Consider the following 12,402-nt stretch of genomic DNA (forward strand, 5'->3'; position numbering starts at 1 on the left):
AGCATGATGATTGATTACGGCCTCCGAAAACCGATGCGGCGGCTGCGAAATCCGCAGCGCGCCATCACCGGTCATCGTCTCGCACTTTGGTCCGCCCGTCACTCTCCACACGCTATGCGGTCGATGATCCGACGCACCTCCGAATCGGGTACCCCCGGTCAGTTTCCTCAGGGTGCCGCGTGGACGACGACCCCCCTATCGGCGCGCAGTTCTTCCATCGACTTGCCATACCAGTCGAGCATCCGCGTTTTCATCAACTTCTCGCAGAGGTCGATTTCCGCCGGTACAAATAGGTTGGTCGCCATGATCGGCGGCTTGTAGCGTGACCGGAACTCGTCGTTGATCCGCTCGATTTCCTTGTAATCGTCACCTGCGGCGGTGGAGCGCTCGGCGACGCTCGCACAGATTTCCCGCGCGTCCTCCCCGGTCAGGGTCCGGTTGCGGAAATCTTCGTCGGACGCCGACTCCAGTCGCAGCACCGCCACTCGCTCTTCCAGCCGCGCCTCGATCCAGAGCGTGTTCTGGTCTTCGAGCCCCCAGTGGTCGGTCCGATATTTCATCAGCGCCGCCACCGCCTCGTCGAGAGTCGTCAGCGCATCGGCTCGCGCCGCCCACTCCGCCCGTAGAGCCGTATCGCCCCAGGGTGAGGGCTCCAACCGCCATTCGGCCCCGGCCGTGGTCGTTTCCCGTTCCCGGGAGCGCCGCCGCGCCGTGCGTTGTTCGTCAGCCATTGTCATTCTCCATTCTGCTCGGTACGAAATCTTCGTGGTGGCGCAAATCGCGAGCTACTCCCGCGGATTCGAGCATTTGGGTCGTTGCTTCGATCATTTTCGGCGGGCCGCAGTAGTAGTACTCGAACTGCGAGCTGTCGACTCCCGAAATATACTTTTGAGCGATCTCGGTCACCGTGCCGACTTCGCCGGTCCACGAATCGTCCGGGTTGATGACACCGGACACCACCTGGAGGTTGGGCATCTGCTCGGTCAACACTTTGAGTTCGTCCGCGCCGAACACATCTCCGACGTTGGTGTTACCGAAAATCAACACCGATGGCTGGGCGGGCCGGTCCGCGGCGAGTCGACGCAGCATGGCCAGCACCGGCGCCAACCCCGTGCCGCCGGCGATAAACACCGGAGTGCGGTCGTGGTCGCGAAGTATGAATTTTCCCCGCGGGCCATACAGCGTGACCCCCTCGCCGGAACTCGCGGAGCGCGCGATGTAGCTGGAGAACTCGCCATCCGGATACACTCTGATGAAAAATTCCAGCCGCCTGGAATCGTCGGACACGTTGGCCATCGAAAAGTCCCGGCTGACACCGTTGCTCAGCGCGATCCGCACGAATTGACCGGGCAGGTACTGCATCGGGTCTTGTGCCGCCATCGTCCGCACGACAACACGGGCCACGGTGTCCGACACCATCTCGATCTGGTCGAGGCTACCTCGCCGTTCGGTTTCCTCATATTGCTGAACCATCGAGAACGGGTAGTCGAATTCGATCTCCGCATCAGAGGACGGACGCAGCCGGCACGCCAGCACGTAACCTTCCTCCTGTTCGCTGGGCGACAGCGCGTACACCGAAAAGGGCAGGAGTTCGGTGTATTCGCCGTCGGCCAAGAAGCACTTGCAGGTCGAGCAAGCCCCCTCGCGGCACTCGCTCATCAAGATGAGACCTTGCCGCAGTGCAGCGGTGATCACGTCCTCGTCGGGCTCACACGTGATCGCGGCCTCATGACCGTCTTCGAAGAATAGTTTTACGCTATAGGTCATTTCGTCTCTCTCCAGCCGAATCATCCCGATCCGACACCTCGCGCTGTACGCGTCCCTGCAGATACAGCAGTACTTTCTTGCCCGCGTCGCAAGCCGACCTCTCGGTCAAGGAGACCCCGTTCTGAATCTCGTCGTCACCCCGGAAGATAAACCACTGCCAATAGGGATCAGTGTCCTCGACGACGACGCTATATTCGTCATCTTCGAAAATTACGCGACTAACGCCATCCATGAATGCTCCAGCCCGTTGTGGTGGCGAGGACTGTAGCAGAGCCACTGTCCCTGCTACCGTTCCGATCCCGGGCCGCGCATATCCATCAAGTCGTCGTCCCTGGGCCCGCGCGCCTTTTCTGATTCTGCGAAGGTGGGAAGAGCTTCTTCCAGGCCCATCAATTTCGTGGTCATGACGAACTTGTTGCCGTCGTTGTAGGCCCGGCCGACAGTGGTGGTCACGTTGACCATGAAATCGAACACGTCGTAGCGGTGCCCGATCAGCGGCTCGATGACGTCCAGATCGATCTCGAAGCCCTCTTCGTTTTCCAGCCGATAGAAGGTACCCGCGTCTTCGACGACGAACGTGTCGTCGTCGGCGTATTCCTCCATGAGCTCTTCGACCACAGCCTCGATTTCTGCGCTTTTCATCAGGCACAGAACGACTCGGCGGCTCTCCACCACCGCATTGTCAGCGCCAGCACCGAACATCTTCTCTTGCAGGGCTTGCGGGTCGAATTCCGCCGCCACGCGCTGGGCGGTGGTGATCCTTTTCAACCCGTGTTGGGTGTCCGAAGTCATGCTTTCCTCCAGGGTTCTTGCGGATTGGTTATGTCGGGCAGGCAAATCGGCATCGATCGCCGCATCACTACGCGATCCCCTTCGTGTAACCAGCGCGAACGGTCTTCGCAAGGTCGTCGATGTCGACCTCCAAACCGAAGGCCGGCGTGTAGCGCCGGGTCCAGTCGGCGAACACCATCCGTGCGGAATTCTCGACGTCGTCCGCGTCGACCCGCTCGCGCAGAACGCCGGTGCGGGCGAAAAGCGGCGCAAACTCGGCCATCGCCTCGACCGCCATGGCGGTCCAGTCGCGGCACCACAGCTGCATCAGTCGGTGGTTGTGCTCCCCGAATTTCGGATCCTGACCCAGAGCGTGGCCGAACAATTCCAACGCCCACTTGGAGTCGATTTCACTGCCGGTCATTGTCGACCACACCACGGCCGGCGTGAGGTGATCGCCGTGCCACGGCGCGACCCGGTGGAAGAACTGCTGGCCGGCGAACCTGCCGAACAAGGGCTTGAACACCATATAGGTCGCGAAAAGGATTTCGATGGGGTCGTACACGTGTCCCCACAACCGTTCCACCGTGGCGCGAGCGGTCCGGTACGTCGGATCGGACAGGAAAAATTCACGCGCAGGCGTGACCTCCGCCGAGAACCCTTCGACGTTCTTGGACAGCAGCACTTTCTCGGCCTGGATCGTCTCGGCGCCGTCGAGCTCGTCCATCGCGCCAGTGATCACCGCCTGCCGCAACACGTCCGTGAATACGTCGCGCGACGGCGATCCGATAAGCGCCCCGAAGGTTCCGTAGAGGATGTGCGCGTAGGCCCCGTACACGACCGGCAATACGTCGAAAGCCCATTCGGTGTCTAATTCGCGGTACATGCCGTTCTCCGCGTAAGCCTCAAATACCCGGCCAAGTTCCGCGTTCTCCTCGGCTTTCTGCGCCGCGTACGTCGGCTGGCCCCGGCCGCTGGGGTCGCGGAACACGAACCAATCCGACGACTTGGCTTCGGTGATGTAGTTCTCCCACGCCCCGCGACCACCGGCGAACTTGCCCTGCCAAGCGCCCATACCCAGCGCGCCCGGAATCCAGTCGGGTGCCGCCTGTGCGTACAACAGCAGCGCCTCGTATTCGGAAATCCGCCGGCGATACGGCTTGGCGAACCACTGCGATGTCCGCCGGGTCTCCAACGGCTCGCGTTCGATGTCGTACGCCGGGTTCAGAAATGTTCGCCGCATGGTCGTTGCGCCAGCGGTCGGCACATCTGCCTCGGAAATTGTCATTTTGTCCTCGCTAGGTTCTGTCATTGATCGATCCGCAACCCCAAAACTGGGGCGGTTGTTTCATGAGCGTTCGGGTTGAGGGGCCAGCCCGTGACATCGGGCCGGCCCCCCACAACCGCTGGTTACACCGTTTCTAGCCACACGCCGCCGTTTTTGAGCGGGTCGCGGATCACCGCATTGCACGCCCGCAGGTCGTCCAGCGTCCACATCCGTTCGCTGTTCAGGTGCGGCTGGGCGTTGAGCGTCTTGCCGTCGCTGCGCACCGCCCCGGCGGCCGCCACCACGTCGGCGATGTTCCAGCCGTCGAACTTCTCCCACAGGTTGTCGCCCTGGAAGCGCTCCGGCTCCTTGAGGAACATCCGCTCGCACCATTGCCCGCACAGTGCGTGCTTGCGGCCCTTGTACTCGAGGATCCGAATATCCCCCAGCGCCGAAGGGAGCGTGGGAATGATGACCGGGAAGTTGCACACCCGGCAGAAATAGATCGGCACTCCCCCGTCGTTGACCAGCTGCCCGGGCAGCTTGTGGTTGGCCGGGTCGTCCAGACCCAGCTCGCGCCACGAATCCCACATGTGGCCGACCTCGGAATGCCAGCCAGGGTAGTTGTTCTCGAACCACTCCATGTCGCGTTGGCTGGGCGGGTCCATCCGGAATCCCATCAGCGGCCACACCGCGTAGGCGACTGCGAAGGTGTAATGATGACCCCAGTACGCTTGGCGCTTCGCGTCGGCGAGGTTCGCCGGCGATTTCACCCCGAACTTCTCCAGCCGGCCCAACCAGATGCCGCCCCAGTCCTCGTAGACCCAGCGGTCCCACACCTTAGCCCACGGCTCCACCTTGACCGTCGAACCGTACTCGAATCCGGCCCCCACGATCGGCGTGGCGAAACGGTGCTGAATCCAGAAGGCGTTCTCCAAGTCGGTCTGCAGGTACCTGAAGTTGTCCGCGTCATGGGCCACCGACACGATGGTCTGGTACCCGTTGGCCATGTGCCGCATCTCGTCGGACTGAATCGACAGGAAGATCGTCGGGGTGATCTCGTCGCCGTTGGCCGCGCTCCACTCGGTCATCGCCACGATCAGCGGGTTGGTGAAGCACGCTTCGGCCACCAACTGCAGGCTCAGCGAGGTGAACACCGGATCACCCGTGCAGAACGTCTCACCGAACGCCTGCATCGTGGGCGGGAACAGCGGGTTGATGTAGCGCCACTTGCGCATGTCCACGAACCCGGCCGGGTCGTAGTACTGGCCGGCGTAATACTTCTGCAGGTAATGGGTTTGGGTGGTGTGGCGCACCTCGTCCTCGACCTGGTTGAGGTAGCCGTTGCGCAGTTCCGGCGAGCGCGTGACGTCTGCCAGGATGGCCGAGCCGCTGACCGCATTGAACTCGCCGATTTCCAGAGCGCCGGCCAGCAGCTTCATCATCTCGGCCCACCGCGGCTCCACCCGGGTCGGCGCCTTCAACCGCGCCAGCGAGTCCAGCAAGCTACCGTACTGGCGGTCGTCCTTCTCGGCTTCCATCCGGCCGTAATCGCGCACGATCAGCTTGAACTGCTCGCGAGCCTTCGGGTCGTAGGTGTACTTCGTCGGATATTTGCCGCCAGCCGCGTCGGATTCCCATCCGAGGTCCATCAGCCACGAGTGGACCTCCTGGCCGTTCACGTGGGCAACGGGCGCGTCCGCGCGTCCGGTCACCCTTCCTGGGAGTGTCGATGTCATGGTGTTGATTCCTTTCTCCGGTGAATAAGGGTGAATAAGGTAGTCGTTTGTTTGAATCGGATCTGTCCGTGTCAGCCAGCACTGACCTGGATGTGTGCGGATTCCTCGTCGGTCAAGAGCCTTGATCGGATGAGGAAGCGCACACCCTCTGGGGCTTCCAGCGAAAATCCGCCACCGCGCCCGGGGACCACATCCACCGTGAGGTGGGTGTGCTTCCAGTACTCGTACTGGTCGGCGCTCATCCAAAACGGCGTGTCTTCGCCCACGGTGCCGAGCAGAACGTCCGACGCGCCGGTGCGGAATTCGCCACGCGGGTAGCACATCGGGGCGCTGCCGTCGCAGCAGCCGCCCGACTGGTGGAACATCAGCGGCCCGTGCTGGTCGATGAGCCGACGCAGCACCGCATCGGCGGCCGGCGTGATGTCAACCTGCGAAGTCGACGCTGTCATCAGAAGAAGCCGAGCTTGTTGGGTGAGTAGCTGACCAGCAGGTTCTTGGTTTGCTGGTAATGGTCGAGCATCATCTTGTGGTTTTCCCGGCCGATGCCGGATTTCTTGTATCCGCCGAATGCAGCGTGTGCGGGGTAGGCGTGATAGCAGTTGGTCCACACACGTCCGGCCTTGATTCCGCGGCCCAGCCGGTAGGCGGTGCTGCCGTCGCGCGACCACACACCGGCACCCAGGCCGTAGAGAGTGTCGTTGGCCAGTTTGAGCGCCTCGTCGGTGGAGTCGAACGTGGTCACCGACACGACCGGGCCGAAGATCTCTTCTTGGAAGATCCGCATGTCGTTGGTGCCCTTGAAGATCGTCGGCTCGATGTAGAAGCCGTCCGGATGCTCAGCCACCTTGCGCGGGCCGCCGCCCGCAAGCACCTCGGCGCCTTCTTTCCTGCCGATGTCGACGTAGGACAGGATCTTCTCGTATTGGTCGTTGCTGGCCTGCGCGCCGATCATGGTGTTCTTGTCCAGCGGGCTGCCGCTGACAATCGCCTTCGTGCGCTCGATGCAGCGGGCGATGAAGTCGTCGTAGATCGACGAGTGAATTAGGGCCCGCGACGGGCAGGTGCACACCTCGCCCTGGTTGAGAGCGAACATCACGAACCCTTCGACGGCCTTGTCGAGGAACTCGTCGTCGGCGGCCATCACATCGGGAAGGAAGATATTGGGACTTTTCCCGCCAAGCTCCAACGTGACCGGAATGATGTTCTCGCTGGCGTACTGCATGATCAGCCGGCCGGTGGTGGTCTCACCGGTGAACGCCATCTTGGCCACCCGCGGGCTGGACGCCAGCGGCTTGCCGGCCTCTACCCCGAACCCGTTGACCACGTTGAGCACACCGGGCGGGAGCAGATCAGCGATGACCTCGATCACCTTCAGGATCGAGACCGGGGTCTGTTCGGCCGGCTTAAGCACCACACAGTTACCCGCCGCCAGGGCCGGCGCGAGCTTCCACGTGGCCATCAGAATCGGGAAGTTCCACGGGATGATCTGACCCACCACACCCAACGGTTCATGGAAGTGGTAAGCGACCGTGTCCTCGTCGATTTCGGCGATGCTGCCTTCCTGGGCGCGAGCGGCGCCGGCGAAATAGCGGAAGTGGTCGACGGTCAAGGGCAGATCGGCGGCCAGCGTTTCACGCACCGCCTTGCCGTTGTCCCAGGTCTCGGCGACGGCGAGCTCCTCGAGATGCTCCTCGATACGGTCTGCAATCTTGTTCAAGATGTTGGCCCGCTCGGTCGCCGAGGTCCGGGCCCACTTGTCGGCCGCGGCGTGCGCGGCGTCAAGTGCCAGGTCAATGTCGGCCGCCGACGAGCGCGGCACCTCGCAGAACGTCTGGCCGTCAACTGGCGACGGATTGTCGAAATAGCGGCCTTCCACCGGCGGGACCCACTTACCGCCGATGAAATTCTCATAACGCGGGGCGAAGTCGACGACACTTCCCTCGGAACCGGGTCTTGCGTAGCTCATCTAAAGTTCCTCACTCGACGGCGGTGACAGTGGGCGCGGCCTCACAGTACGCCGCGGTAGTGACCAGTATTACACGCCAGGGTTGGCTAAAGGTTGGTCAACTCGGCGGGGCGAGGCGCCGCTAGTCGGCTTCGGCGACACGAAGCCGTCCTATCGCCAGGTGCCGGCGATGATCCGTCGGCGCGAGCAGCCGTAAGGCGTGCTCATGCAGTTCGAAGTCGTACTGGTTGACCGCCCCCAGAGCCAAGGCAGATTCTGGCGACTGGCTGCCCAAAACCGCATCGCGGATCGCGACCTCTAGTCGGTCGCGCCACGCGACGATGCCAGGAGCCTCAGACTGCGGCAGCAGCGGGCCTTGATAGTGCTCCACCGCCGCGACGACATCACCGCGTGACAACGCGTCGAGCACATCGACCGCATCGCATCTGATCGGCTCAAGCAAGGCATACGTGCGGGCCGCCAATCCGCCGTCCAGGAGGCGGCGCACGTGACTCACTTCGCTCTTCAGCGTCGCAGGAGCCACACATCGGTCGCCGTAAATTTCGGCGGCGAGCTCGCCTGGTAAGAAGCCGCCAGGGCGTAACGCGAGCAGCGCAAGGATATCGAGCTGCCGCGGCGTCGCGTGCGCCGGCACCCCGCCGACCAACACCTGCGGCCGGCCCAGGCACCGCAGTTCGACCCGGGGCTCCCAGTCGTCGCCGCCCTTCCAGGTATCGTGCAGCCGTGTCTCGATGACCGACGTCAGCATGCGAACCGTTGTGAGTCCCAACGCGTTAGCGCGCTGCCAGGTGCTGGACAGATCGATCACTCCCAGTTGGCGTCCACGCGGGTCGTGGATGGGCGCGCTGTAGCACACCCAATCGTGCAGTCGCTCCACCAGATGCTCGGCCGAGAACACCGTCGACGGCCGATCGGTGCGCAACGCCATACCGAGTGCGTTGGTGCCGATTGCGTCTTCTGCCCAGCACCCGCCGGGCACGAAATTCATGTCCTCAGCGCGATGCCGCATCGCTCGGCAACCACTGGTCCACAAGATGGTCCCGGATTCGTCGGTCACCGCGACGACGAATCCGGCGTCATCGGCGATGCGCCCCAACTCGTCGGATAATTCCGTGACGGGTTGGCGCAGCGGGGACTCGCGCCACCGCGTCGAGATATCGATGTCGGCGAGAAGCGGCGCGCTCTCACTCCGGGGATCGACCGGTGTCCGCGACCACGACTCAACCACCTCAGGTCGGAGATCCGCGCCGGGCGGCGGCGACTCGCCCTTCACAAACCGTTCCCACGCGTGTTCCAGTTCCCCCCGCTGTGTGCGCATTTGCTGCATCGTCATCACCCTTCCTCCGACGCTGGTCGCACCGCTGCAATCACAGAGTGTGAATTGCGCCACAGTCTACTCGTCACCAGCGTCGTCGAGAAATTACCTGGGCAGATGCGTCCAGATGGCGAACATCGCAGATTCGTGACCGGCGGTTTCGCCGCAGAAGAGGGTGCGATGAAGCAGCAGCGGCGCATGCAAGCAACCACCTCGTCGCCACCCTGGATTCGCAGCCGCCGCTCACCGAGTTGCCGAAGGCCCCTGCCACGTAGTCGGTATTGCGGCGGCATCGCGCGGCCCAGTCACCCGAGAACTAGCCGGACGGGTAGGCCGCCCCTAGTCCGGTGATCAGGTCTGTTGGCGTAGAAGCGTCGGCGACCTGTCGTGAGTTCACAACAGGAGCTCAGTCGCCTTGTGAAAATAGCACAAACAACCGCGGCAAGCGCCGGCCGACCGCAGTCAACGACGGCGGAGAGATGGCGGAAACCTGTCACCGAACGGTGACCGCTCTGTTACTGTCCGCAGCCATGTCACGAGGTCGCGTCGGCTCCCCCAGGGGTGGGTCGAGCCGGTCCCAGGCACCAGTTGAACAGTCTCCGACGAAGCGAGGACCTGTCATGCGCACCACGTTGCCACGTTTACCCCGAACCATGCGAGCCGGGACTTCGGTTCTGCGATGGGTGCAGCTGACCCTGTTGCTGGTCGCGCTGGTGGCCACCATGCTGGTCGTCCCGAACGGCATTCACGTGCCGACGGCGTCGGCCGACGAGACCAAGTACTTGGAGTTCTACTCGCCACCGGATCCGCTACCTGCGGGTAAGCCGGGCGATCTGATCCGCTCCGAGCCCATGAGGCTGGTGTACGAGCCCTCGGGTCAGCTCGGCAGCTGGGTGGCGACGGGTACGCGGATCATGTACCGCACCACCAACGCCAAGGGAGAACCGGTGGCAGCCACCGGGGTGTACCTGGAGCCGGACAACCCGTGGCCGGGCAAGGGCCCACGGCCCTTGATCGCCTACGCACCGGGGCCGTACGGGATCGGTGAGCAGTGCGCGCCGTCGCGACTGATGGATCAGGGCATCCACTTCTCCCAGGGCTTCGACTTGACCTTCAACTACGAGGAGACCTTCCTGGCCACGATGGTCGCGCGCGGCTTCGCCATCGTCGTCGCCGATGGCGTCGGGATGGGAACGCACATCCCGGGCGGCCCGGAGTTCGCGAACCGCCTCTCGGCTGGCACCGGACTCCTGGACGCAGCGCGTGCCGCCATGCAGCTGCCGGGGACGTCGCTGGATCCGCACGGGCCGGTGGCGTTCTGGGGCTGGCTGTCAGGTGGCCAGGCGGCCGGGTCGGCGGCGGAGCAGGCGGCCACCTACGCACCCGAGCTCAACATCGTGGGTGCCGCGTTGAACACTCCGCTGGCCAATATATCGCTGTTGCTGCCCTACAGTGACGGCAGCCTGCTGGTCGGGGCAGTGGGATATGTCCTCAACGGCATCGTTGACGCTTACCCGGAGACGAAGGACCTCCTGCTGAGCACCCTGACCCCTCGTGGTCTGCACTTCGTGCAGTGGTCGTCCTACATCTGTCTGGTGCAGTCGGTGGCCGACTTCGGATTCCGACATCTCTATTTTCCAGACAACACCGGGTATTTCAATGTCGAGCCAGCAACGCTGTTCGGCAACGACCCAGTCAAGAGTCTCCTGGCTGCCCAGAACCTCGGGTCGCTCAAACCCACCGGACCGGTGTATATCTCGGCCAACAGATTCGACGCTTTCAACCCCTATCAAGCATCGTCGGACCTAGCCAGAGACTGGTGTGCCAAGGGCGCCGACGTGGAGCTGTGGACCAACGAGGAGCCGCCGTTCGCGAACAAGGTGGGCATCAACACGTTGCTGCCTTATTTCGTCGACGGTGAGCGCTCCATGCAGTGGGTCACCGACCGGTTCAACGGAGTACCGACCACTCCGAATTGCGGTGGTCTTCCGACTGCTTAATAGGGGGCGGGCTGGCGTCGGCTCGAAGAGTCGGCCGACCCCCGCCCGCACCCCGCCGCAGGTCACCTAGTCAGTCATGAACCGCCCGACGTCACCAGATACGGCATCTGACCCTGAGCACCAGAGCGAGCCGGCCAGCAGGGTTTCACGGTCAACAGACCGCCCCCGGCTTCGCCGCGGATCGAGCAGCCGGAGCGCAGGACGAGGCAGGTTAAGGCTCTTCGCCGCGGTGCGGTGTTCGACCTAATCTGTCCCGGTCACCAGCCAGCGGCCCGAGAACGCGCGCCAGCCGACGAACACCAGCCGCAGCACCATGAACGTGCTCAGCCCGGCCCAGATGCCGAGCAGACCCCAGCCGAACGCCAGCGACAACCAGATCAGCGGCAGGAAGCCCACCAACGCGCTGATCAACGTCGCGCTGCGCATGAACGCGGCATCCCCCGCCCCGAGCAGCACGCCATCGAGGGCGAAGACGATCCCGGCGATCGGCAGCTGCGCCACCATGAACCACCACGGCACCCCGATGGCATCGAGCACCGATCGGTCGTCGGTGAACAGCGACGGCAACACCGACGCACCCACGGCAAACGCCACCGCAAGAACTGCCGCGGCGATCGTCGAGAACACCGTCACCCGCCATGCCACCGACTTGGCGTGCGTGGTCTGACCCGCGCCCAGCGCAGCACCGACCAGTGACTGCGCGGCGATCGCCAGCGAATCCAGAACCAGCGCAAGAAAATTCCACAGCTGCAGCACGACCTGGTGCGCGGCCAGCGCGGCGACGCCGGACCGGGCGGCCACCGCGCCCGCCGAGACGAAGCAAGCCTGAAAAGCCAGGGTGCGCAACACCAGATCGCGGCCCATCACCACCTGCGCCCGCAGCACCGAGGTGTCCAACCGCAGCGGCACCTGCTCCACCAGGAGCGCGCGACAAAACAGCACGGCCGCCAGCCACTGCCCCACCAGGTTGGCCACCGCTGAGCCGGCCAGCTCCATGCGCGGCAACCCCAGCCAGCCGTACACCAGCGGCGGGCACAGCACCGCCGATGCACCGAACCCGACCAGTACATAGCGCAGCGGCCGCATGGTGTCCTGCACCCCGCGCATCCAGCCGTTGCCGGCCGCCGACATCAGGATCGCCGGCACACCGAGAACGGCGATGCGCACCCATGGCATCGCGGCCGCCGCAATGCCACCGCCGGACTTCGAGCCGGCGATCACCGACACCAGCGGCACCGCGGCCAATTGCACCACCGCGACGATCGCCACCCCGAGGCCCAGCGCCAGCCAGGTGGCCTGCACACCCTCGCCGACGGCCGCCGCGCGATCTCCGGCGCCGTAGAAGCGTGCCGAGCGGGCGGTGGTGCCGTAGGACAGGAAGGTCAGCTGCGAGCTGACCACCGACAGGATGAGCCCGCCGATCGCCAGACCGGCCAGGCTCAGTGCACCAAGTCGGCCGACGATCGCGATGTCAAAGAGCAGATAGATCGGCTCGGCGGCCAGCACCCCCAGGGCCGGCAGTGCCAGTGCCGCGATGCGCCGAGGCGAAGCGGCCTCAGCACCCGGCTGGGTCAACC

Annotated in this window: 11 protein-coding genes; 1 reads left to right on the forward strand and 10 read right to left on the reverse strand. The window is 64.0% G+C overall.

Annotated elements, in window-relative coordinates; translation table 11 throughout:
* Nucleotides 1-167: 167 nt before the first annotated feature.
* From K9U37_RS16280 to K9U37_RS16315, 9 genes are all read right to left on the reverse strand, one after another.
* Nucleotides 168-731, reverse strand: coding sequence for a methane monooxygenase (locus K9U37_RS16280; RefSeq protein WP_243072565.1), 564 nt, complete (start codon nucleotides 729-731; stop codon nucleotides 168-170).
* Nucleotides 724-1,791: a 2Fe-2S iron-sulfur cluster binding domain-containing protein gene (locus tag K9U37_RS16285; protein WP_243072566.1), complete on the reverse strand. Its 1,068-nt coding sequence runs from the start codon at nucleotides 1,789-1,791 to the stop codon at nucleotides 724-726. Before K9U37_RS16285 ends, K9U37_RS16280 begins: the two co-directional genes overlap by 8 nt.
* Entirely contained in the window at nucleotides 1,757-1,999 is a 243-nt protein-coding gene (locus K9U37_RS20725) for a hypothetical protein (RefSeq protein WP_504871049.1), read from the reverse strand. The genes K9U37_RS16285 and K9U37_RS20725 overlap by 35 nt, the downstream gene beginning before the upstream one ends.
* 53 nt (nucleotides 2,000-2,052) lie before the next feature.
* The gene (locus tag K9U37_RS16290) at nucleotides 2,053-2,559 is read right to left on the reverse strand and encodes an MmoB/DmpM family protein (protein WP_243072567.1); all 507 of its coding nucleotides are present in this window, start codon (nucleotides 2,557-2,559) and stop codon (nucleotides 2,053-2,055) included.
* A 67-nt stretch (nucleotides 2,560-2,626) separates the two neighbouring features.
* Nucleotides 2,627-3,826 (reverse strand): ferritin family protein, encoded by a 1,200-nt coding sequence (locus K9U37_RS16295; protein WP_243072568.1) that lies wholly within the window; start codon nucleotides 3,824-3,826, stop codon nucleotides 2,627-2,629.
* A 122-nt stretch (nucleotides 3,827-3,948) separates the two neighbouring features.
* Nucleotides 3,949-5,544 carry a ferritin family protein gene (locus tag K9U37_RS16300; protein ID WP_243072569.1) on the reverse strand — a complete coding sequence of 532 codons (1,596 nt, stop codon included), beginning with the start codon at nucleotides 5,542-5,544 and terminating at the stop codon, nucleotides 3,949-3,951.
* A gap of 71 nt (nucleotides 5,545-5,615) precedes the next feature.
* A complete protein-coding gene (locus K9U37_RS16305) occupies nucleotides 5,616-5,993 on the reverse strand; it encodes a DUF779 domain-containing protein (RefSeq protein WP_243072570.1) in 378 nt (125 codons plus the stop codon).
* Nucleotides 5,993-7,510 (reverse strand): acetaldehyde dehydrogenase ExaC, encoded by a 1,518-nt coding sequence (exaC, locus tag K9U37_RS16310; RefSeq protein WP_243072571.1) that lies wholly within the window; start codon nucleotides 7,508-7,510, stop codon nucleotides 5,993-5,995. The genes K9U37_RS16305 and exaC overlap by 1 nt, the downstream gene beginning before the upstream one ends.
* 121 nt (nucleotides 7,511-7,631) lie before the next feature.
* The gene (locus tag K9U37_RS16315; RefSeq protein WP_504871050.1) at nucleotides 7,632-8,843 is read right to left on the reverse strand and encodes an AfsR/SARP family transcriptional regulator; all 1,212 of its coding nucleotides are present in this window, start codon (nucleotides 8,841-8,843) and stop codon (nucleotides 7,632-7,634) included.
* Between the two features lie 704 nt (nucleotides 8,844-9,547).
* Between K9U37_RS16315 and K9U37_RS16320 the strand changes: the two genes are divergently transcribed.
* Entirely contained in the window at nucleotides 9,548-10,825 is a 1,278-nt protein-coding gene (locus K9U37_RS16320; protein ID WP_243073420.1) for a lipase family protein, read from the forward strand.
* Between the two features lie 243 nt (nucleotides 10,826-11,068).
* Here the strand turns inward: K9U37_RS16320 and K9U37_RS16325 are convergent, their stop codons facing one another.
* The gene (locus K9U37_RS16325) at nucleotides 11,069-12,400 is read right to left on the reverse strand and encodes an MATE family efflux transporter (protein WP_243072573.1); all 1,332 of its coding nucleotides are present in this window, start codon (nucleotides 12,398-12,400) and stop codon (nucleotides 11,069-11,071) included.
* Nucleotides 12,401-12,402: the final 2 nt, after the last annotated feature.

This window comes from Candidatus Mycolicibacterium alkanivorans (assembly GCF_022760805.1).
Taxonomy (GTDB): domain Bacteria; phylum Actinomycetota; class Actinomycetes; order Mycobacteriales; family Mycobacteriaceae; genus Mycobacterium; species Mycobacterium alkanivorans.